Raw genomic sequence first — 23,075 nt, 5'->3', positions numbered from 1 at the left:
TTTGGTTCTCACGCTATTTGACTTAAGAACACTGTCGCCAAACCTAAGTAAATTAAAATACTTGTAATATCATTTAATGTTGTAATAAATGGACCTGATGCGACAGCTGGATCAATTTTCATGCGATGCATAAGCAGTGGAATAAAAGATCCTGCAAGTGTTGCTACTAAAATAGAACCACAAAGCGCTGCTCCCACCAGCATTCCAAGAATCAACTCTTGTTTCCAAACATAGATGATGCCGATCACAATCAGCCCACAAACAACTCCAGACATTAAGCCTGTACCAGCTTCACGTAGTAGTAATTTTAGCTTGCTATGTTCTTCGACATCTCCTGTTGCAATTCCTCGAATAGCTACCGCTAGTGCCTGTGTTCCACTATTCCCAGAAGTACCTGAAATGAGAGGAATAAACACTGCGAGTAACGCAACCTGTTCTAACGTTGCCTCAAACTGTCCCATCAAATTTGCTGTCAACATCCCTAAAAATAATAATATGACAAGCCATGGCAAACGCTTTTTAGCCGCTTGGAATGAAGTTGTATCAAATTTATCCATATCGGAAATACCCGCTAATTTAGAGTAATCCTCCGAGGCTTCCTCATCAATAACGTCGATAATATCGTCGACTGTAATAATCCCTAGTAATTCTCCCTTATCGTCAATAACTGGTGTCGCTAAGAAGTTATAGTCCTTCATAATTTGAGCAACCTCTTCTTGGTCATCCCCTGCGTGCACCATCACAACACGTTCATTCATAATCGAACGGATAAGGGTATCTTCATCAGCAATAATTAAATCACGAAGCGTAATAACGCCTGTTAATCGATGTGCTTCATCAACGACAAAAATATAATAAATGGTTTCGGCTTCTGGCGCTTCTTTCCGTAAAATTGCCATTGCTGAACGCACAGTAGAATTTTCTGGTATCGCTACATATTCAGGCGTCATGATAGAACCAGCTGTACCTTCGTCATATCTTAATAACTCATTAATCTCTTCAGCTGCTTCCTCATCCATCATGCCTAAATAGCTTTCACGTTGTTTTGTATCCAACTCATTTAAAACGTCTGCTGCATCATCTGCATACATATGAGAAAGCATTTCTGCACCATATGACGGATCCATCTCAGCTAGATACGCTGTGTATTCATCATCATCTATTTCGATTGCCTCAAAAATATCAGCCATTTCCGTCGGAGACAAGAACGAATAGATGATCTTCCTTATATCAGGCTCCACCTTCTCATAAAACGTTGCCTGATCATATGGATGAAGCTCTAAAAACTCATCGCGGAATGCGTTAATATCATGTGCTTCGAGCATTTCTCGCAAACGTGCTTCGTCGAATTGCACATCATTCTTTTCATTTCTTTCCTCTATCATGCTTGTCCCCTCCTTCCGAGCATTAAATCGTTGATACGGACAATGCCGTAAATCCACCTTATATATAATAGAGTGTATTGTGCCTTTTCTGCAAACCCTTTTTTTACTACTTAGCACTTACGACATCGCTGCAATCTAATTGGATAAATCTGCGGGTAAACGTTTCTATTTTTTACCTATTACCATAACGTGGGGTTGATTTCCGTTCCGATTGGGCGCTTTCCTGGGGCGTCGGGGCAAAATCACAGGACGTGATGGTTTTAGCCTTCGTTCCTCTATTGCTGATTCCCAAGGAGTCACTCAGTCTCCACTCTAATCAACTTATATACATAACATACATTCAAAAAAATGTCATTCTCAACTTATGGTACTGAGCCTAAAAAACCTCTACTCTTACTATATCCTACAATCACTTTTTGTTCTGTTAACGTGTGTTATTAAGGAAAATGATAAAGAGATGCCCGTTTTTGCGAACATCTCCTTAAATTTATAACATGATTCAGTAATAGTTTTCACTCTTAGTGAACTAATGACTGTTTAGATAGTCTCGGCTATTGATAGGCTTTGAAAAAATAATGGCCGAACTTCAAACTAAGGAGTCATTCAATAATCGTTGCATATCTATGTTTAAGTTACTTGTGAATTGTAAACTCTCACCTGTCAAAGGATGAAGCATCTTTAAGGACACACAGTGTAAGGCTTGTCTATTTATATGCTCGCGACTTCCACCATAAAGTTCATCTCCGACAAGTGGATGTCCCACATAGGCCATATGCACACGGATTTGATGTGTACGCCCTGTGTGCAACTTTAGTTGTATATGTGTCATCGGTTCATCATGTAAATAAAAGCGCCTTAAAATTGTCACATCTGTATGCGCAAATTGACCATCCTCACGCACCTCTCGCTCAATGATACTCGTCTCCTTGCGTCCAATAGGAGCAATGATTGATTGTACTTCTTGTGCCACATGTCCATGTACAATTGCTTCATATTGTCGAGAAATCTCTCCACTGCGCTGTGCAAGTCCCGTTAAATGATGAATATGAGCATGTTTAGCAATGCATAACAAACCAGAAGTATCACGGTCAAGTCTCGTTACGATATGAGCAGTTGATGCTAGTCCTTGCTGCTGAAAATGACCACACACTAGATTAGCTACGCTATGTGTTGGATGCTCACGCGAAGGAATCGTACTCTGATGTGCAGGCTTATTAAGCACTAAAATAGCTTCATCTTCATAAATAATAGAAAGTTCACCATGTTCAATTGTGAGTCCTTCACTTTTTTCTTCAGGAGGGAATTTAACTTCAACTCGATCCCCAACGTGAAGAGGATGTCGAACATTGCGTTCAACATCATTCACTGTCAGTAATCCTCCATCAAATTTAATAGCCGTTAAAGCTCGCTTGGAGATGCGCCATTCAGTTAAGGCCTCCCTTAGTAGTTGGCCTTCCTTTTCCGCTATAAAATGCAGTGTAAACCTTGTATCCATTTTACTCATTTGCCACGAATGATTCATGTACTCGTTCCCAGAATGGGAATGGACGGAAACGTGCAAAACGGACTCTTTCAGTTGCTACATTAAAAGCAATCGACTTCACATCGCCTTGCGTGACTTGTAAATGATCAACTGTCATATTAAAGTTTTGATCATTTACTGGACGTAAAACACAGTGATGGTGTGCTGGTAAAATGAGTGGTGAACCAACTGTACGGAAGACACGGTTATTGATAGATGCTATCTCAGTGATTTGGAGTGCTGCTAAAGTCGGGTGAATAATTGCTCCACCGAGGGCTTTATTATAAGCTGTACTACCAGAAGGAGTTGACACACAAAGACCGTCTCCACGGAAACGTTCAAACTGATTACCATTTAACTCTACATCCATAACAAGTGTGACATCTGGTGATTTCACAGTTGCTTCATTTAACGCTAAATACGTATTGGATTCCGCATTATGATGCTCCACCTTTACCGCTAGTAGTGGATACTCCACAACGTTAAAATCCTTTTTAGCAATGGACAAAACAAGCTTTTCTAATTCAGATGGTTTCCAATCCGCATAAAATCCTAAATGTCCCGTATGGATACCTACGAAGGCAACCTGATCTAGCAAATGAGAATATCGATGAAAGGCATGTAGTAAAGTGCCATCTCCTCCAATAGAGATTACGATTTCAGGAGCCTCTTCATCATAAGTTAACCCAAAATCCTGCAAATACGTTCTGGCCAGCTCCATTAATTCGTTCGACTGTGCATCTCTACGTGATTGAATGGAAAATTTCATTTTGTGTCACGCTCCTTCTCCGATAGTAAATTAGGATTCGATGCTTCTTTGTATTCACTAAAATAGGCCTGTGCTTCTTGAATCTCACTACGAATGGACGACATTTCCTCATCCAATCGGAAGGCGGCCTCTGCTGCACTTTGAAGGCGATTTTTAATTTCCTCGGGGAACATGCCTTTATATTTATAATTTAAAGAATGCTCAATAGATGCCCAGAAATTCATAGCTAGTGTTCTTATTTGAATTTCAGCTAATACCACTTTTTTCCCCTGTATCGTTTCTACAGGATATTCGACAATCATATGATATGAGCGGTAGCCACTTGGCTTATTATGTGTAATATAGTCACGCTCTTCCACTACACGCATATCTTTACGTTGACGTATTAGCTCCGTAACTGCGGAAATATCATCTACAAATTGACACATAATACGTAAGCCTGCGATATCCCCTAGCTCATCACCTAGTCGTTTAGAAGGCTCAAAGGCAAGCCCTTTTTCTAATGATTTATCGTATATACTTGCTAAAGGCTTTACACGTCCCGTCACAAATTCAATTGGCGAATTTGCATTAACAATACCAAACTGTGAACGCATACCTTTTAATTTTACTTTTAACTCATCTACTGCTTGTTTATAAGGACTTAAAAATATTTCCCATTGTCCCATCGCAAAAACCTCCCGACATTCGGTATCGAACAAAACCAACACCGTCTGTTCGCTTTGTCTCTTTATTCAGCAAGAATTGCCTTGAAGTGTTGTTCCACCGTTCGGACAAATTCCGCCCCATAATTGTAATTTCCTTCAATATTATACACGAGCATTTCCAGTTCATCGTAAAAATTTGTAAGCTCAATAACTTCTTCACCTAGTTGTAGCTTTGGATTTTGCTTTTTTTGTAAAATATGTACAAGTTGCTCCCAACTACTCGGTGGAAAACGCAAGTAATGATAATTCTCTCCTGCATCAAGTAAATAAATAAACGCAAAGTCATCAGAATCTGCAATTAATTGTGCAGCAGGTTTTAACTGTAAATTTACTTCAATGTCGTTTAAACTAAAATGAAGTTGCTCGTTTTCAAAATTCAATGTTTCTATTGTATAAATTTTACGCACATGCGGTTCCCCTTTTCGTCTTACTCTTCTTCTTATTTTAGCATAGAGGGTAATTAGTTGCAGTGTGTAAATACTAAATCAATGAAATAACGAACGAAACTTTTTATCATAGCGTGTGGTTGATTTCCGTTCCGACTGGGCGACTCCTTGGGGATCAGCAATAGAGGAACGAAGGCTAAAACCATCACTTTCTATAATAACGCCTTAGTGACTAACATCATGCTGTTGCTGACGCTTCGCTTTCGCACAGAAAACATTTGTCCTTCATCGGAAATTAGGGATGACATTTCGTCAAAATGTATGCCATGCATATTAGTTGATTGGAGTGGAGACTGGGCGACTCCTTGGGATCAGCGATAGGGGAACGAAGGCTAAAACCATCACGTCCTGTGATAACGCCGTCGTGACCAACATAGTGTTGGTCCGAGACCCTGCAGCGAGCAACGCGAGTGAAGCGGCTCATCGGACGCCCCCTGGAAAGCGCCCAGTCGGAACGGAAATCAACACCAAGTTATGATGATACGTCATACAAATGATTTCTAATAAATTTTTGTCCATAATCGGAAATTAGGAATGACATTTCGTCAAAATGTATGCCATGCATATTAGTTGATTGGAGTGGAAGCTGGGCGACTCCTTGGGGATCAGCGTCACAGATGAGACCCTGCAGCGCAGCGAAGCGGCTCATCGGACGCCCCCAGGAAAGCGCCCAGCTGGAACGGAAATCAACCACACGCTATGCTGATGAACCTTTCCCCTAATCAACACCCATAAAAAAATAAAATAAAAAGGTGAGAATAATGGCACAACAACTTGAAATAGAATTTAAAAATCTCTTAACAAAACAACAATACGAACACTTATTGCAAGAATTCAATATTCCCGAAAATGCTATTCATCGTCAAACAAATCATTATTTCGACACACCTTCTCAAGCTATTCGGAAACGACAAAGTGGGCTTCGTATTAGACAAATCGACAAATATTTTGAATGTACTTTAAAAGAAAAAAATGCAGAGCATGCACATTTAGAAACAACTGACGAATTAAATGCAGAGCAAGCTAAGAAAATGCTTGTTGGAGAAGGATTCTATGCCCAAGAAGTAGCAAAAAGACTTGCTTTCTTCAATATTCCTTTAGAAGAATTAGAAGTATTTGGTTCACTGACAACTGATCGTGTCGAAATTCCTTATAAGGATGGTCTTCTAGTATTCGATCATTCTTTCTATTTGCAGTGCGATGATTATGAGGTAGAATATGAATCAAAAGATGCAATAAAAGGAAATGCAATCTTCGACGAATTTCTACAGCTATATGGTATCGAAAAACGGGCTACAGATAAAAAAATTGCACGATTTATGAAAGCATTACAAATGAATAAAAAACAGTAGTTTAACTAGTATAACAAGAAAGGGTGACAACTCCTTGGATATCCAATCACTCAGAACTTTACTTGACATTCAAGCATTACAAACACTAGGATCTTCAGAAAATTCATCGTCAAACAATCTTACAGACAGCAATTCTATGTTTTCAGACATGATTAGCGAACTGCTCGGCGACTCAACTACTGCTAACAGTGCAAAATTATCTAGTTTGCTCGGGGGTGTATCGAGCGCTTCGTCATTGATGAACCAGTTTAGTAATTTAAATGGGTTATCTGAAAACATGCAAAATAGTGCGTATCAATCATTACTTTATAATGGTTCTAATGCCGTATACATACCTACTGCTGTACAGGCAGCATTAGCCAACACACAATCTAGTACAAAACTCGACTCCTATGTTTCCGATAATGTAATTGGTTCAACAGCGTATGCCAATTCATTAGCAGGTGCGAACCAATACGCTTCGATTATTCAAAAGGCAGCATCTACATATAATGTACCTGAGAAACTCATCGCTGCAGTGATTAAGCAAGAGTCTAATTTTAATTCAAATGTGGTTAGTCATGCTGGAGCACAAGGATTAATGCAATTAATGCCAAAGACAGCGCAATATTTAGGGGTTACAAACGCCTTTGATCCTGAGCAAAATATTATGGCAGGGGCAAAGTATTTGCGCCAATTGCTAGATAAATTTGATAATGAACCTACACTAGCGTTAGCTGCTTATAACGCAGGATCTTCACGTGTTACAAAGTATGGTGGCATTCCTCCTTTTAAAGAAACACAGAATTATGTCAAAAAAGTGATGAATTACTACACAGTTTAATCGCATAAACATTGTTAATACAGTCTTTTCCGACAAATTTCACCCACGTGGTGAAATTTGTGCTTTTCTAGCGAAAAACATTTCGGGAGAGCTCTTTGTTTGTGTTAACGAAAAGACGTTGATAGAATAAAGGTAGTCACAAGAAATTCACATTTGTAAAGATGACCAAGTATAAAAATATACTTTACGATATAAAGAATTAAAGGGGCATTTAACTTATGAGTCGAAAATACACTGTTCCTTATGAGGAGCTGGGGGCTGAAAAGCTTTCAGAGCTAATCCATGCATTCTATAAAAGAGTTGCTCAGCATCCTGATCTTATTCCAATCTTTCCGAAAGATTTGACAGAGACAGCCCGCAAGCAAATTCAATTTCAAACACAGTATTTAGGTGGACCAAATCTTTTTACTGAGGAGCATGGACATCCAATGATGCGTGCACGCCATATGAATTTTCCGATTACACCTGATCGTGCTCAAGCTTGGCTTGAATGTATGTCCGAAGCAATGGATGAAGTTGGGTTAGAAGGGAAGTTCCGCGAAACTTATTATCAACGTTTAGTATTAACAGCTCATCACATGATTAATACACCAAATGACGCTGAGGGGGAATTGTTACGTGAATAATATTCAACTGTTGCAAGAGCCAACTCCTGAGTTTTCTACTGTTAATAAGCCTATTGAATTGTATATTTTCGTAGATCCACTTTGTCCAGAAGCTTTTAATATGCAAGCCATCCTTCGTAGACTACAGCTAGAGTACAACCATTACTTTACATGGCGCCTTGTACTAAGCACGGAGCTTGCCTCTTTAAATTGTTTAAGTAAGCGTGTAAAGGGTTGTGTATCAGGTATTGAGCTCGACATTAATCACCCTGTTTTACCCTCTATCGCTATTAAAGCAGCAGAGTTACAGGGCAAACGTGCAGGAGCACGCTATTTGTCGAAACTACAAGAATATGTATTACTAAACAAGCAAGATGTCAATTCTTATGCTACGCTGTTAAAAATTGCAGAAGATGTTCAATTAGACATGAATGAATTCTCTGCAGACTTTGGTTCAAAGGAAGCAGCACGCGCCTTCCAAAGCGATTTATATATTAAACGTGAAATGGAAGTTGAAGAAGTACCAAGTATTGTATTTTTCAATGAATGTATTGAAGATGAGGGTCTTAAAGTTAGTGGTAGCTATTCCTATGAAGTTTATGAACATATTTTACAAGAGATGATGGATGAGCAGCTTGTGCGCCAACCATTACCAACAATAGAAGCGTTATTTACAAAATTCCATACACTTTCAACAAATGAAGTAGCTTTTATCTACTCATTAACAGAACAAACAGCTGAACGCGAATTAAAGAAGCGTATGCTACAACAAAAGATTGAACGAATTCAGACAAATCACGATACACTGTGGCGTATTAAATAATGCAATTATACTATTATTCTAAGCTCCTAAGAATAAAAGCAAGTGAAGTTTTCTTCACTTGCTTTTATTTGTCTTTTATTGGGCTTAGGCCTGCAGATGTTTTTTGCGCGAAAACGTAGCGGCAGCAACAACGTGTTTTGTCTGTGCGAAAGCGAAGCGACAGCGACAGCAACAACATGATGTTGGTCACTCAGTCGTTGCCACAGGACGTGGCGTTCTTAGACTGAGTTCCTTTATTTCAGCGGATGTTTGGACACCCACTGAAAAGTGACTTAAAACCGCAATCATCTCACCACCTATAGAGGTGGGAGACTTCTGTACCTGTCGCTACTATTAGGCTCTATATATTTATCGGAATGTTCTAGTGATTTATCGGAACATATTAGGAATTTGTCGGAACGTTTCAGCGATTTATCGGAACATTTTTGAGTTTTATCGGAATACTTCGCTGTTTGATCGAGATTTATAACAAAATAAAAGAAGCGCCACTATCCTCGACAGATAGTGACGCCTCTCTTTCACAAAGGGGATGGGAGAAATGTTCACGTTCAAACAAAGGGGTGTATGTTTGTTTTGTGATTTATTTCACATGAATCACTTTATCATGGAATAGTAAATATAGCAATAAATCCGATGGTAGATTCACAAATTTGTCAAATAGAAAGCGATTACAAACAGTATTTTTTCAAGATACGCACTTTTAAACATTTAGAAATCAAAAAAAATCATTATTCTTTAAATTTTTATCGTTCAAATAATCATAGAAAAAAGGCTGTAGTGACATTCCTACAGCCTTCCAAATTAATTATTCAACAATAATTTTTCTAACTCATTTAAACGTTCTTCAAATACTTTACATGCATCATCAATCGGTTTTGTAACGTTCATATCAACACCTGCTGACTTTAATACCTCAATTGGGAAATCAGAGCAACCTGCTTTTAAGAAGTTATTAATATAACGTTCTACAGCTGGTGTACCCTCTTCTAAAATCTGTTTACTTAATGCTGTTGCAGCAGATTTACCTGTAGCATATTGATACACATAGTAATTATAGTAGAAGTGTGGAATACGAGCCCACTCTAAGCCGATTTCCTCATCTACAACAATATCCTCGCCGAAGTATTGTTTATTTAAATTATAGTAAACCTCTGTTAAACGATCTGCCGTTAAAGATTCACCATTCTTATCCATTTGGTGGATTAGGTGCTCAAATTCAGCAAACATGGTTTGTCTGAAAACAGTACTTCTGAAGCCGTCTAGCCAATGATTTAATAAATAAATTTTCTGTTGTGGGTCTTCAATTGTTTTCAGTAAATAATCATTTAACAGTTCTTCATTACATGTCGAAGCTACTTCAGCCACAAAAATAGAATAGTCGCCATAAACAAATGGCTGACTTTTACGTGAATAATAACTGTGTACACTATGACCAAATTCATGAGCTAGTGTAAACAGATTATTAACATTGTCTTGCCAGTTCATTAAAATGTATGGATTTGTTCCATAAGCGCCTGAAGAGTATGCTCCACTGCGTTTCCCTTTGTTTTCTAAGACATCCACCCAACGGTTATCAAGTCCACTTTGAACAATACCTTGATATTCCTCACCTAGTGGCGCCAAAGCCTTTACTAAAATATCCTTCGCGTCGTCGTAAGTGATTTTCATATCGACTTCCTTAACGAGTGGGGCAAATAAATCCCACATATGCAGTTCGTCTACACCTAAAAGCTTCTTACGTAACGAAATATAGCGCTGCATAGCTGGTAAATGCTTATGGATTGTTTCTACTAATTGATCATAAACACTTTCTGGAATGAAGTTGTTAGACATTGCTGCATGGCGTGCAGTATCATAATTACGGATACGTGCGCTGACATTATGCTTTTTAACATTGCCAGTTAATGTAGCGGAAAACGTATTTTTAAAGTTACCATAAGTTTCGTACATTACTTTAAATGCATTTTCACGAACAGTGCGATCTTTACTTTCTAAAAACTTACTATAGTTACCGTGAGTTAGCTGCACTTCTTCTCCGTCTTCATTTTTCACTTTAGGGAAGACCATATCAGCGTTGTTTAACATACTAAATGTATTTGAAGCAGTACCTGTAACCTCAGACATTTGTGCAAGTAATGCTTCCTGTTCTGCTGGTAATACGTGCGGACGTGCCATCGTTATTTCTTTTAAAGATTGCTTATACAGTTGTAAGTCTTTGTTTTCAGCTAAGTAACGTTCTATTATTTCTTCACTCAATGATAAAATCTCTGGTGTTAAAAACGATAGGGCAGCTGAGATACTAGTCGCTAATGTTTGAATACGACTATTCATATCCTGGTAGAAGCTATTTGTCGTATCTTGGTCATAACGCATATGAGCATACGTGTAAAGCTTCATTGTACGTTCATAAATATCGTCGTGATAAATTAGAACTGCTAATAACGCATCCGCACCATTTGTTAAAGTACCTGCATAGCTAGACGCCTTTTTTGCAATTTCTGCAACTTCTTTATACTCTTCTTCCCATAGGGCGTCAGTTGCAAATATATCCTCCAAACGCCAAGTTAACTCTTCTGGAACTTCATTTCTTACTAAAACTTGATTACTAGCCATGTGCCAGCCCCCTTTATATGTGAGTTTTTCCTTTACTCTCATATTTTCTCAGTATATTGCGTCAATTGCAAATAAATGTGCGTATACTTGCTCACAAATATCCAGAAAACAATCATTCTGATAACTTTTCGCCAGCACCATTCCATAATTTTTGATAGCTTGTACCGCTTGGTTTGTAACCTCTACATTTTGTTGGATTAAAAACGATCGAATAGTTCTCTCGTCTAGTTCATGAGGTGATAATTGTAAACGACGGCAAAAATGATGTAAGTTCGTTTGCCATTCAATAGAAAACATCGGTATCGCTTCCGCATCTTTTACCGGAACACCTACGTAATCAGGCATAGCAGTTAAAGCAAAGCGTAATTCATAACAACTTCGTAAAAATGAATCTTGTACCCCATCTCTACTATGGAATAATCGTTGGTATACGAATTGCTTACAATGCTTTTTATAAAGCTGCCAATAAAGATGAAATTCCTCTTTCGAAATTAATCTAGGCTCATAAAAGGGAAAATGTTGCTTGTGAATAGTTAGTTCTTGTACTTTACCTATGAAAGTATGCCCATGAACATGAAGAAGATTCGTCCAATAAATAAATCTCGATGTGTTTGCATCATAGGTCACTAAATAAGCCAAGCCTTGTGCTGTAGCTATTATCACCTTTTGCATAATTGGGGAAATAGAAATTTTTTGAATACCTTGTGTAGATTGTCTTTGAGGTGTTTGAAAAAGCCACAACGACTGTATAGAATTTTTCTCATATCCAGCTGTACGCATTAGCCACTTTTCATGAGAAATTGTACTACATTGAAATTCAATGGCAATTTGCTTTCGCTCCTTTATCAGAAGCATATCTGGCCGTTGTGAAAGCTTCCGTAAATAAGGCTCCAGCTTTACTGTATGCCCGAGTTTTCTCAGCCATTCAAATAATTGGACTTTTCCTTGTAAATGAAGTTTTGATTCACCCTCTGCAAATAACTGTACACAGCTATTATTAGCAATATGAGCGAAATGAGGGATATTATATTTACCTATCTTTAATTGGACAGGCTGTTGGCATTGAGGACAATAAAATTTCATCTGCCGTCTATGTCGTTGTAAAGCTTCCCTTGAATATTGGTATGGGAGAAAAATCTGTTGCTGCTCGTTATAAGCGGTAAGCATAAAATCATCTCCTTTTTGACTAATTGTAAAGGAGTGTTTTTATAGCAACAAATAAAGAACGGCTTTTTCCTGAAATTTAAAAATTGCTATCTTTTAAATTTCACTTTCCCTCAATCTAGATCCTTTTAAATAAAAAGACTGTAAATAAACTTGATAATCACCAAGTTTGTTTACAGTCTAAGTCACTGAATCAAGTACTTATTACTTTAAATAAAATATTTTCGTACTGTTTCAAAGCAATTAAATTCCATAATTTTTTCGCCATATTCCTCTAAGCGATGGATTGTAAAATTCGATGGTATTAAAAATTCTTTGATAACGGCATTTCTATCGTGATGATTTAGTTCTTCATCTGCGTTCGCGAAGTCAACTACTAAATAGTACCAATTTTCATATTTAAATAATGAGGAATCCACTAATTCATCTGTTATGCGTTTCGCTACAGGGATTAACTCATCAATATCTTTAAATTTATAAACATAAATGTCTGTATCCATAAATAACTCTGACTCATCTAAGTCACCAAATTGAGTTAGTTGACTGAGAAGATCCTCTCCAACGTCCTCGAATGGGGCAAACATTTCTTTGTGTTCATCAAAATGCGAAGAACCATCTAAGGTTTCACCGTCTTTTAAAATATGTGCACGTGTGACAATGATTTCTAAGCCAACTTCAGACGCATTGATATGAATCCAAATTGGACCTTCTACATCAAAGTAATCCTCCGTGTTTACTTCATCAATCATATCCCAAAAAAGTTGTTCACCCTTTGCTCGATTGTACCAAATTTCTTCACGACTATAGCCGCGATCCTCTATATCATTGTACGTAATAAAGAGCTTGAGTGTATTTTCGTTTACACGTTCGATGTCCACTAGACCTCATCTCCCTTCACTGTCATTTGTCGAAAAACAGTTTTGTTTCATTAGTATGCTTTTATTCATTGTTTTTAACCTCATACTCAGTTTTTGTTTTTCAACCTTTGACCACACTACAGAAAAACCGTCGAGCAACCGAATCAAAAATTAAATTGTCCACAGTTGTCTCTAATTATATTGTATGCTGTTCTGTCATAAAATGAAAAGGATATACACCGTTTCACAGAAGATATTTGAATATTGAAATTGTAGTAAACTATTAAGTTAAAATCAAGTTTAACATACTTTACGGAAATATATGACTTTTCCCTATTATTTATTATACTTTATATAGAAGGTTTTACTTAAGTAAAACACAAAAAAATAGATGTCACAATATGCTTGTTGCATATGTAACATCTAATACTTATTCTATGCAGAATATGGAGATATTAGTTCACCATGCGCTGTGCTTCTTGTAATTGATAAGCACGAACCTTACGAGGAAGGAAACGACGAATTTCATCCTCGTTGTAGCCAACCTGTAAACGTTTCTCATCTAAAATGATTGGACGACGTAATAAACCTGGATACTCTTGAATTAACTCATATAAACGTTGTAATGGTAAGCTTTCAACATCAACATTCAATTTCTGGAAAATCTTTGATCGAGTTGAAATAATTTCATCCGTACCATCCTCTGTCATACGCAAAATTTCTTTAATTTCACTAATGCTTAATGGTTCGGAAAATATATTACGTTCTGTATATGGGATTTCATGCTCCTCTAACCATGCTTTAGCTTTTCGGCAAGACGTACAACTTGGTGATGTAAATAAAGTTACTATCATACTGACACATCCTTTCCATTTAATCATTATCTATAAACCAGTGTGTTAAATTAGAATTAATGTAATGTAATCTACATACCATTATACAGTACTCTGTGATGTTTGAATATAGTTCCAATAAAAAAAGAATAACCTTATCACACGAAATTTTCTGTTTATTTATATAACTTTTCAAAGCAGCATTTACTTCTTAGCATATCTAATGAACTACTAATAATATTCCCATTCGTAGCGCATTTTAAACACTCATTTCTGATTGTTTTTGTTCTCATTTAAAAAATTTAAACGAGAATATTGTCAGTTCAGTGCGTACAATATAGACGTATATTTACTAATATTGGTTGCATTTTCAAATAAATAGCTGATCACCATAACGTTTGGTTGATTTCCGTTCCGACTGGGCGCTTTCCTGGGATGCTGAATAGATAAAAAAAAGCAGCACAAATAGCATATAATTTTTTTTCGAGAAAGAACACCGCCAAAAGTCTGACTTTACAGATTTTCCGAACGAGAAAGCCCATGCAGGGTGTAGCCCGGGGATGAAAGTGAGGTCAGACAAGAGCTAGCTTTCGCTATCTCAATTGTCTGAAAGGGTGTTATACTCCATGTATAGACAAGTATAAGTCTTTAAAACACGCTCGTTCATTGAAAATTGGATATTGTATAAGGTTCGATAGCCTAATTCATGCTATCGGTAAAACAATATGTGTCGTCAAGAAAAAGACGCTAAAACACATCGAACGATACCAACTATACGCTATGGTAACAGTAGCGTAGCCCTATCTGCTATATGCACTAGATAGGGAGGGGTAATGGGATACCCCAACCTTGAGAGCTGTTCAAAACAGAAATGGACTGCGAACGCTTAGTTACTCAGGAATCCCACTGAAATTAGTCAGCTTGTCCCTTTAGGGGTGGAGTCTCAAACACTTGCATTTCACCGAGCCTTTATAATATAATTTTTTGCAATCAATCAATTATGTCTTTGGTGAGTTCACCTCATCTATACAGATGGAAGACGGTTATTGAACTAAATAAAAAACGCTGACGAAGAGTAGTACATTTGCACTTTACACGTTTAGAGAGTCTGTGGTTGCTGCAAACAGATCGTGTAAGCATTTGGAATGGACTTCCGAGTTAGCTTTGTGAACGGCTTAGTTTCCTTACTGAAGTCTATTAGCAGAGCTCGTCCCTTCACGTTACGAAGTAAAGTGGCCTATTTAGGCAAGCTGGGTGGTACCGCGGATTCAAACATCATTCGTCCCTTCATTAGAGAATTAATGAGGACGCATGATGTTTTTTATTTTGGATAGGTCTTATGTAAAGACTAGCTGAGGTAACAAAATTCAAGGAGGAAATGACAATGACAACTATTTTTTCAGGCGTACAGCCAACAGGTATTGTAACTTTAGGGAACTATTTAGGTGCATTTAAGCAATTCCCTGCATTACAAGATGAAGGAGATGCTGTTTATTGTATCGTCGATCAGCATGCAATAACAGTGGCACAAGATCCAAAAGAATTACGTCAAAATATCCGCAACCTAGCAGCTACGTATATTGCTACTGGCATCGACCCTAAAAAATCTACATTATTTATTCAATCAGAAGTACCAGCTCACGCACAGGCAGGCTGGATGTTACAATGTGTTGCATCGATTGGTGAGCTTGAACGTATGACACAATTTAAGGATAAGTCTCACGGTAAGGAAAGCGTATCTGCCGCTCTTTTAACATATCCACCATTGATGGCAGCAGACATCCTTTTGTATAACACAAACATTGTTCCTGTCGGTGATGATCAGAAGCAGCATATTGAGCTTACTCGTGATCTTGCAGAGCGCTTTAACAAACGTTATGGCGATGTTTTAACGATTCCTGAAATTCAATTACCTAAAGCAGGAGCTCGTATCAAATCACTACAAGAACCTACAAAGAAAATGAGTAAATCTGATCCAAATACAAAAGCGACCATCAAGCTTTTAGATTCAGCGAAAGATATTGAGAAAAAAATTAAGTCTGCTGTTACTGATTCTGATGGTATTGTGGCCTTTGATGTGGAAAATAAACCTGGTGTTTCAAATTTACTAACAATCGAATCTGCCATTTCAGGCGTATCTATTGACGATCTTGTGAAAAAATACGAAGGCGTTGGCTATGGTGGTTTCAAACAAGGTGTTGCAGCAACGGTTATTGATCACCTGACACCAATTCAAGAAAAGTTCTATAATTTGGTAGAATCCTCAGAGTTTGATATTATTTTAGATGAAGGTGCTGAAAAGGCAAATGCTATTGCAAGTGCTACATTAAAACGCATGGAAAAAGCAATGGGCCTTGGTCGTGCACTTCGCTAAAAAGAAAACTTCATCATCTTGGGATTGATGTCCCTATGTGAATGAAGCTTGGCCAAAAAGAGGGTAATTTAAGAGTTACATCTTATCTTTTTCGTTTAAAGTTTTATCATAACCAAGATCAAGCACAACAGCGCATAGCACAATGGCTGATCCAATTGCCATATAAAATGCTGATGTATGTGCCATGAATTTAAAAACAACTATCCAGGAATATCCAAGTGTCCGATAATTCAAATACAATATGAGATTCCCAACGGAGAGAATCAATAAGCCGTAGCTCATTAAAAATAAAAAGAGTCGGAACAAGATAAAGCATCCTTTCTGTTTCTTCTTAATTATCATCTATTCACAAAACTATAAAAAAAGACGTCAGCCACGTAAATTAGGCTGACGTTTTTTTATGTTATTGAAAATTATTAAAATTAAATAAAGCGAGGCTCTGTGGCAAAACGAGGGGTTGATTTCCGTTCCGACTGGGCGCTTTCCTGGGGGCGTCCGATGAGCCGCTTCGCTGCGCTCCAGGGTCTCATCTGTGACGCTAATCCCCGAGGAGTCGCCCAGTCTCCACTCCAATCAACCACTTCACATAGCATGTATCTACTTGCATATCGCTCTAATTTATAGTGATAAAACTAAACATTAGCAACAGTGAAGACAAATAATCAGTGGGAGAGGAAACCCCCACTGATTAAAGTTTTACTTTATTATTCCTCGATTTTTTTGAATAGTAGACTAGCGTTGTGTCCACCAAACCCAAGTGAATTACTCATAGCATATTTAATATCTACTGTTCGAGCTTCATGCGGCACATAATCTAAATCACATTCTGGATCTGGATCTGTTAAATTAATTGTCGGTGGTAAAATGCCTTCTTTCAGTGCTAGCGCTGTGAAAATAGCTTCAACACCACCAGCTGCACCTAATAAGTGACCTGTCATTGATTTTGTAGAACTCATTGCAAGCTTATAGGCATGTTCACCAAAGACTGTTTTTACTGCCTGTGTTTCAAATAAATCATTATAAGGTGTACTTGTTCCATGTGCGTTAATATAGTCTACTTGAGAAGCTTCTACGCCACCATCAGTTAAAGCTTGCATCATTGCACGAGAAGCACCTTCTCCTTCTGGAGCTGGAGCTGTAATATGATGTGCATCCCCTGTTGCACCATAGCCAAGAACTTCTGCGTAGATTTTTGCACCGCGTGCTTTTGCGTGCTCATACTCTTCCAAAATAACAATACCCGCACCTTCACCGATGATGAAACCATCGCGATTCTTATCGAATGGACGGCAAGCTGTTTCTGGATCTGTATTTAAAGATAATGCAGTATTTGCGCAGAAGCCTGCGACTGCCATCGTAACGATTGGCGACTCTGCACCACCAGAAATCATAACATCTGCATCGCCACGCTCAATTACTTTAAAAGCATCCCCAATGGAGTTTGTGCCTGAAGCACAAGCAGTTACTGAACAAGAGTTAATACCCTTTGCCCCAAAGTGAATCGACACTTGGCCTGAAGCCATATCTGGAATCATCATTGGAATAAAGAATGGACTTACACGTCTTGCTCCGCGCTCTTGGAATGTTAAAAATTGTTGTTCGTATGTTTCCATACCACCGATTCCAGAGCCAATCCAGACACCTGCTCGTGGTGCTAGTTCTTCATCGATTGTTAATTGTGCATCTTCCATCGCCATGATGGATGCTGCTAAGGCATACTGTGTAAAGCGATCCATTTTACGAGCTTCTTTACGTTCAATATACTTTTCAATATTGAAGTCTTTCACTTCAGCGGCAATTTTTGCTGCGAAAAGATCTTTATTTAAACGTGTTAACTCGCCAACGCCAGATTTTCCTGCTTTAATGTTAGTCCATGTTTCTTCGATGCTATTTCCTAGTGGTGTAACTGCGCCAATTCCTGTAATTACTACTCGTCGTTTACTCATTGTCTTACTCCCCTCAAGCATTTTTCGTTTTTTATTTTCCCCATCTAATTGTAACGGCACCCCATGTTAAGCCACCGCCAAATCCAACAAGTACTAATAAATCATCATCTTTAATCTTACCTGCCTCAAGCTCATCTACCAAGGAAATACCAATAGACGCTGCCGACGTATTACCATATTTGTGAATCGTTTTCGACATTTTTTCCGGTGGTAGTTCTAGACGCTCACGAGCAGATTCCATAATTCGAATATTCGCCTGATGCGGCACTAAAAAATCTACGTCTTCTTTTGTTAAACCTGCTTTTTCTAATACATTTACTGCAGATTCACCCATTTGACGAACTGCAAACTTAAATACTTCACGGCCATTCATAGCGATTGTGTCCTGCTGTGTTAAATACAAATTCTTTCCACCTGTACCGTCAGCTCCAAGCTCAAATGATAAAATACCTCTACCTTCTGATACTGGACCAACAACTGCTGCACTTGCACCGTCACCGAATAACACAGCGGTATTACGATCTTCCCAATCAAGTACTTTCGACAGCTTTTCAACACCTACTACTAAGACATATTTATAAGTATTTGATTCTACAAATTGCTTTGCTGTCACTAAACTATATATAAATCCTGCACATGCAGCCGCTTGGTCCATCGCAGCTGCATTGACTGCTCCAATTTGCTCCTGAACCATACATGCTACACTTGGAAACGTTTGATTTTGTGTTACTGTTGCTACAAGTATTAAGCCTATTTCCTCTGGTGTAATACCTGCTTTTGCAATAGCCTCTTTTGCTGCAGCTACTGCTAAATCTGAAGTTTCTTGGTCCTCTGCGGCAAAATGGCGTTCTTCAATCCCTGTGCGAGTTCGAATCCATTCATCCGAAGTGTCCATAATTTTTTCTAAATCAAAATTTGTTACGACTTTCTCCGGAACGTATTTGCCAATTCCTATAATACCAGCGTTCATTTAGCAACCCCTCTGCTTTCTTACTATCAATTATTAGTAACTGGTCATAATTATAACTCATAATGAAGGAGAGGTGCAAGATGAATTAAATTTAACGTCTTAAAACTAGTAGTATCAAGGGGTTTCTTGATATGTACAATTTTTAAAAAATAATGAAAGATAATGAGCTCATCACCATAACGTGGGGTTGATTTCCGTTCCGACTAGGGGCGTCCGATAAGCCCTAAGGAATCGCCCAGCCTCCTCCAATCAACTTATATACATGGTATACGATTTAACAAATGTCATCTCCAACTTTTAGAGCTGATGCAAGAAAAAGCGTATTTTGGGGGATAATTGAGGCTGAAAAATTTAATAATGGCGGTTAATGAAAAAAAGCTGCAAATAGATCTGCAGCTTTAGCCTAACAATTGCTAACATATATTATCAACAACGTAAAAGTCGATATCGTAAAAAGATGAAAGGTGGCTCTCGCATGAATCTGCGTACGTCCAATCTATTCTCTAATAGGTCGTTAAGGATCACGTTCTCTTTGGAACACTTAGTGATCTGAAAAAATCGCTTGATGGGTTGCAGCACAGAAGGTTTCAAACGACATGTTGTACGTTTCTTTTTGTTAGGTTTGCTACCGTAGTTGTGTCAACGTAATGGCTGACGCTTTAATCGTCTGGTGTTGCGGTGGTGTTTTTGGTTCAATAAACAACGTAGAGTAATACGCATCCGCAATGGTAATCAAGTAAATCACAAAAAGTAATTGTTTCATTCAATGGTTCAAAAATTCATTTCTCCCTTTTTTCAGTTCTATCAATTCGAATGGTCTAGTTATAATACGAATGGTACGTAAAAAAGTTTCAAATTAAAAATGACCAACACACAGATGACCCCAATAAACCACCTCGGTATGAGATAACTTAGAATATTTTGCCATCTAAAATGTTCTCAATTGATGGTTGTTCGTTTGTTAGTTGCCTTTTAACTTCTTTAATAATTTCTTTTAAAAAATCTCTCATTCTCATTCTCTTTCCACCCATAATTCTTATTATATCCCCAATTATTTCTGTGGAAATAGAAGTGAGAAGTTTCGTTGAAGATTTTAAAACTACCGCTCAAGAATAATCAAACTCATAATGAAGAACAGGGACAAGATGAATTAAAATAATGCTTTTTGCCTTAATCGACTCGACTACGAATAGAACGACTTCTCCTTAGATTTAAACGACCATGGACACTCCCTAGCAATCAGCATTTGCGACGTCTTCGAATTTCACCGATCCTACTGAAATTGCATGAAAGTACAAAAGTAAGGTTATCGATGTGACAAATTCGCCATGTTTCACAGAAAAGGTTCTTTTTTTTTCGATTTATGTTATGATATGATAATGATATAAAAAAGTTCGGTTGAGGTGAAATTAATGCAATATATCGTAACATTCATATGGTCATTCCTACTAGTTTCAATGTTAAACTACGTAGTAAGCTCTGTACTTGGTACAACGTTTGATTTCCAAACTGCTGTTGTCACATCAGTTGTATTTACAATTCTTGTTTTCATCATCGGTGCAGTTATTCCAAACGAGTCAACTCCAGAAGCTGCAGACAATCATTAATTCAACTAGAAAAAACCTGTTTCGCTCAATGCGGAACAGGTTTTTTTTGTTATTTTTCAACAACACATTGGCCATCATGCATTCTAATGTGCAATGTTTCTCCTGGTAATACTTCACCTCGAAGCAATTCTTTTGCAACCGCCGTTTCAATATAACGTTGCACGAAGCGTTTTAGTGGTCTTGCGCCAAACTGAGCATCTGCTCCTTGTTCTACAACCCAATCAATTACATTTTGTTCTACTTGTAAAGTAATGTCTTGCTCTGCAACTCGTTTGACAAGCTGTTCGACATATTTCCAAGCAATCGCAGTAAAGTGTTCATCTGATAATGCATGGAACATAATAATATCATCCATACGATTTAACAGCTCTGGTTTAAAGTGTTGACGCAGTGCAGCCATCACTAAATCCTCAACTGCAACATCGTCTTCTTTTGCTTCCATTAAATAGCTTGAGCCAATGTTAGAAGTTAAAATGACCACTGTGTTCGTAAAGTTGACCATACGACCTTGGCTATCCGTAATGCGTCCATCATCCAGAATTTGCAGTAAAATATTCGCAACATCAGGGTGGGCCTTTTCAATTTCATCTAATAATACAACTGAATATGGATTTCGGCGAACTGCTTCTGTTAATTGTCCACCTTCTTCATAGCCAATATAGCCTGGAGGTGCCCCTACAAGACGTGATACACTATGTTTCTCCATATATTCACTCATATCAATGCGAATAAAATGATCCTCAGAATCAAACAGCTGTGCCGCTAGTGCCTTCGCAAGCTCTGTTTTACCAACACCTGTTGGCCCTAGGAATAAAAAGCTACCAATTGGTCGTTGCGGGTCTTTGATACCAGCTCGAGCACGCCATACCGCTTCTGTGACAAGTTGTACAGCATTATCTTGTCCGACTACACGCTCATGCAATGTATCTTTTAAGCGCAATAATTTTTCACGCTCACCTTCTACTAATTTCATCACTGGTATGCCTGTCCAGCGTGAAACAATAGATGCGATTTCATCAGCTGTTACCTCTTCACGTAAAATACGTGATTCCGTACCATTCTCTAATTGTTTTTCCATCTCTTGAATTTCCTTTTCAAGTGTAGGAATTTTCCCATGACGTAGTTCGGCTGCTTTATTTAAATCATATTTACTTTCTGCTTCATCTAAGTCACGACGGTATTTATCAAGTTTTTCACGTTTTTTCTGAATGCCGTGTAACGCTTCTTTTTCCGTTTCCCATTGTTTACGCATATCCCCAGAGGATTCTTTCAGCTTCGTTAATTCCTCACTGAGTTGCTCTAGACGCTTTTTACTTGCCTCGTCCTTTTCCTTACGTAACGCTTGCTCCTCAATCTCGAGCTGCATAATACGGCGCGTTACTGCATCCAATTCCTGTGGCATGGAATCAATTTCTGTTCGAATCATCGCACATGCTTCATCGATTAAATCGATGGCCTTATCTGGCAGGAAACGCTCTGTAATATAGCGATTTGAAAGCTCTGCTGCTGCTACGATCGCACGGTCATGAATACGTACTGCATGATGTAATTCAAAGCGCTCTTTCAAGCCTCGTAAAATGGAAACTGTATCTTCAATAGATGGCTCACGTACAAGCACTTGTTGGAAACGGCGCTCTAAAGCAGGATCTTTTTCAATATACATACGGTATTCATCTAATGTTGTAGCCCCGATACAATGTAGCTCACCTCGTGCAAGCATTGGCTTTAGCATATTCCCAGCGTCCATTGAACCATCCGTTTTACCTGCACCAACAATTGTATGAATTTCATCGATAAATAAAATAATGCGCCCCTCTGATTCTTTTACTTCTTTTAAAACACCTTTTAAGCGCTCTTCAAATTGGCCACGATAACTAGCACCTGCTATTAAGGCACTCATATCCAACTCATACAGTACACAGTCCTTTAACCCCTCAGGAACATCGCCCTTTACTATACGTTGGGCTAACCCTTCTACAATAGCTGTTTTACCAACCCCCGGCTCACCTATTAAGACAGGGTTATTTTTCGTTTTGCGTGTTAAAATACGAATGACATTACGAATTTCTTCATCACGGCCGATTACCGGATCCATTTTACCGTTTTTTACTTCATCTATTAAATTACGCCCAAATTGTTCTAATGGTTTTTTGTCATTTGATTGTTGAAATTGCATATTTAGCGCTCCTTTTCAATAATGTTAAGCGGAATCCCGTTTGCCATTCTGTTTCACGAAAAATGTTTGACCTTTTTTGACTAACTTTATTTTACAACATACG

19 protein-coding genes and 1 other annotated feature are annotated in these 23,075 nt (G+C 38.1%); of the genes, 7 read left to right on the top strand and 12 right to left on the bottom strand.

The genetic code is table 11. The features are described from left to right. Nucleotides 1–8 precede the first annotated feature (8 nt). From mgtE to ABH968_RS15265, 5 genes are all read right to left on the bottom strand, one after another. Complete coding sequence (gene mgtE / locus ABH968_RS15285; protein ID WP_370045227.1) at nt 9–1,385, bottom strand: magnesium transporter; 1,377 nt, start codon at nt 1,383–1,385, stop codon at nt 9–11. A gap of 586 nt (nt 1,386–1,971) precedes the next feature. Then, on the bottom strand, nt 1,972–2,880 hold the full coding sequence (locus tag ABH968_RS15280; RefSeq protein WP_370045345.1) for an RluA family pseudouridine synthase: 909 nt from the start codon (nt 2,878–2,880) through the stop codon (nt 1,972–1,974). Between the two features lies 1 nt (nt 2,881). Continuing rightward, nucleotides 2,882–3,676, bottom strand: coding sequence for an NAD kinase (locus ABH968_RS15275; RefSeq protein WP_370045225.1), 795 nt, complete (start codon nt 3,674–3,676; stop codon nt 2,882–2,884). After that, a complete protein-coding gene (yjbM, locus tag ABH968_RS15270; protein WP_370045223.1) occupies nt 3,673–4,344 on the bottom strand; it encodes a GTP diphosphokinase in 672 nt (223 codons plus the stop codon). The genes ABH968_RS15275 and yjbM overlap by 4 nt, the downstream gene beginning before the upstream one ends. A 62-nt stretch (nt 4,345–4,406) precedes the next feature. After that, on the bottom strand, nt 4,407–4,790 hold the full coding sequence (locus ABH968_RS15265; RefSeq protein WP_370045221.1) for a UPF0738 family protein: 384 nt from the start codon (nt 4,788–4,790) through the stop codon (nt 4,407–4,409). 800 nt (nt 4,791–5,590) lie between these two features. Between ABH968_RS15265 and ABH968_RS15260 the strand changes: the two genes are divergently transcribed. From ABH968_RS15260 to ABH968_RS15240, 5 genes are all read left to right on the top strand, one after another. Continuing rightward, nucleotides 5,591–6,181, top strand: coding sequence for a CYTH domain-containing protein (locus tag ABH968_RS15260; RefSeq protein WP_370045219.1), 591 nt, complete (start codon nt 5,591–5,593; stop codon nt 6,179–6,181). 34 nt (nt 6,182–6,215) lie between these two features. Further along, nucleotides 6,216–7,004 carry a lytic transglycosylase domain-containing protein gene (locus ABH968_RS15255; protein ID WP_370045218.1) on the top strand — a complete coding sequence of 263 codons (789 nt, stop codon included), beginning with the start codon at nt 6,216–6,218 and terminating at the stop codon, nt 7,002–7,004. Between the two features lie 218 nt (nt 7,005–7,222). Continuing rightward, nucleotides 7,223–7,630, top strand: a complete 408-nt coding sequence (locus tag ABH968_RS15250; RefSeq protein WP_370045216.1) for a globin domain-containing protein — start codon at nt 7,223–7,225, stop codon at nt 7,628–7,630. Beyond that, nucleotides 7,623–8,432, top strand: a complete 810-nt coding sequence (locus tag ABH968_RS15245) for a DsbA family protein (RefSeq protein ID WP_370045215.1) — start codon at nt 7,623–7,625, stop codon at nt 8,430–8,432. The genes ABH968_RS15250 and ABH968_RS15245 overlap by 8 nt, the downstream gene beginning before the upstream one ends. Nucleotides 8,433–8,535: 103 nt before the next feature. Next, nucleotides 8,536–8,703 carry a hypothetical protein gene (locus ABH968_RS15240; RefSeq protein ID WP_370045213.1) on the top strand — a complete coding sequence of 56 codons (168 nt, stop codon included), beginning with the start codon at nt 8,536–8,538 and terminating at the stop codon, nt 8,701–8,703. Nucleotides 8,704–9,233: 530 nt separating this feature from the next. Here the strand turns inward: ABH968_RS15240 and pepF are convergent. The 4 genes from pepF to spxA all read right to left on the bottom strand — a co-directional run bounded on the left by pepF (nt 9,234) and on the right by spxA (nt 13,917). Continuing rightward, nucleotides 9,234–11,045 carry an oligoendopeptidase F gene (pepF, locus tag ABH968_RS15235; RefSeq protein ID WP_370045211.1) on the bottom strand — a complete coding sequence of 604 codons (1,812 nt, stop codon included), beginning with the start codon at nt 11,043–11,045 and terminating at the stop codon, nt 9,234–9,236. Between the two features lie 48 nt (nt 11,046–11,093). Continuing rightward, on the bottom strand, nt 11,094–12,212 hold the full coding sequence (locus ABH968_RS15230; RefSeq protein ID WP_370045209.1) for a competence protein CoiA: 1,119 nt from the start codon (nt 12,210–12,212) through the stop codon (nt 11,094–11,096). Nucleotides 12,213–12,418: 206 nt separating this feature from the next. After that, nucleotides 12,419–13,087 (bottom strand): adaptor protein MecA, encoded by a 669-nt coding sequence (gene mecA / locus ABH968_RS15225; protein WP_370045207.1) that lies wholly within the window; start codon nt 13,085–13,087, stop codon nt 12,419–12,421. Nucleotides 13,088–13,521: 434 nt separating this feature from the next. Continuing rightward, nucleotides 13,522–13,917 (bottom strand): transcriptional regulator SpxA, encoded by a 396-nt coding sequence (gene spxA / locus ABH968_RS15220; RefSeq protein WP_024362527.1) that lies wholly within the window; start codon nt 13,915–13,917, stop codon nt 13,522–13,524. A 1,038-nt stretch (nt 13,918–14,955) separates the two neighbouring features. After that, nucleotides 14,956–15,189 (top strand) — a binding site (T-box leader). Nucleotides 15,190–15,283: 94 nt separating this feature from the next. On the opposite strand from spxA, the gene trpS reads away from it, so the two are divergent. Then, entirely contained in the window at nt 15,284–16,273 is a 990-nt protein-coding gene (trpS, locus tag ABH968_RS15215; protein ID WP_370045206.1) for a tryptophan--tRNA ligase, read from the top strand. Nucleotides 16,274–16,977: 704 nt separating this feature from the next. Here trpS and fabF read toward each other — a convergent pair. Further along, on the bottom strand, nt 16,978–18,219 hold the full coding sequence (fabF, locus tag ABH968_RS15210; RefSeq protein ID WP_370045204.1) for a beta-ketoacyl-ACP synthase II: 1,242 nt from the start codon (nt 18,217–18,219) through the stop codon (nt 16,978–16,980). Between the two features lie 31 nt (nt 18,220–18,250). Then, nucleotides 18,251–19,189 carry a beta-ketoacyl-ACP synthase III gene (locus ABH968_RS15205; protein WP_370045202.1) on the bottom strand — a complete coding sequence of 313 codons (939 nt, stop codon included), beginning with the start codon at nt 19,187–19,189 and terminating at the stop codon, nt 18,251–18,253. 1,412 nt (nt 19,190–20,601) lie between these two features. Here ABH968_RS15205 and ABH968_RS15200 point away from each other — a divergent pair. Continuing rightward, entirely contained in the window at nt 20,602–20,796 is a 195-nt protein-coding gene (locus ABH968_RS15200; protein WP_370045201.1) for a YjzD family protein, read from the top strand. Between the two features lie 49 nt (nt 20,797–20,845). Here the strand turns inward: ABH968_RS15200 and ABH968_RS15195 are convergent, their stop codons facing one another. After that, a complete protein-coding gene (locus ABH968_RS15195) occupies nt 20,846–22,972 on the bottom strand; it encodes an ATP-dependent Clp protease ATP-binding subunit (protein WP_370045200.1) in 2,127 nt (708 codons plus the stop codon). Between the last annotated feature and the right edge of the window lie 103 nt (nt 22,973–23,075).

It is taken from the genome of Lysinibacillus sp. RC79 (genome assembly GCF_041262405.1).
Classification (GTDB): domain Bacteria; phylum Bacillota; class Bacilli; order Bacillales_A; family Planococcaceae; genus Lysinibacillus.
This window is presented reverse-complemented; position numbering and strand designations above follow the sequence as displayed.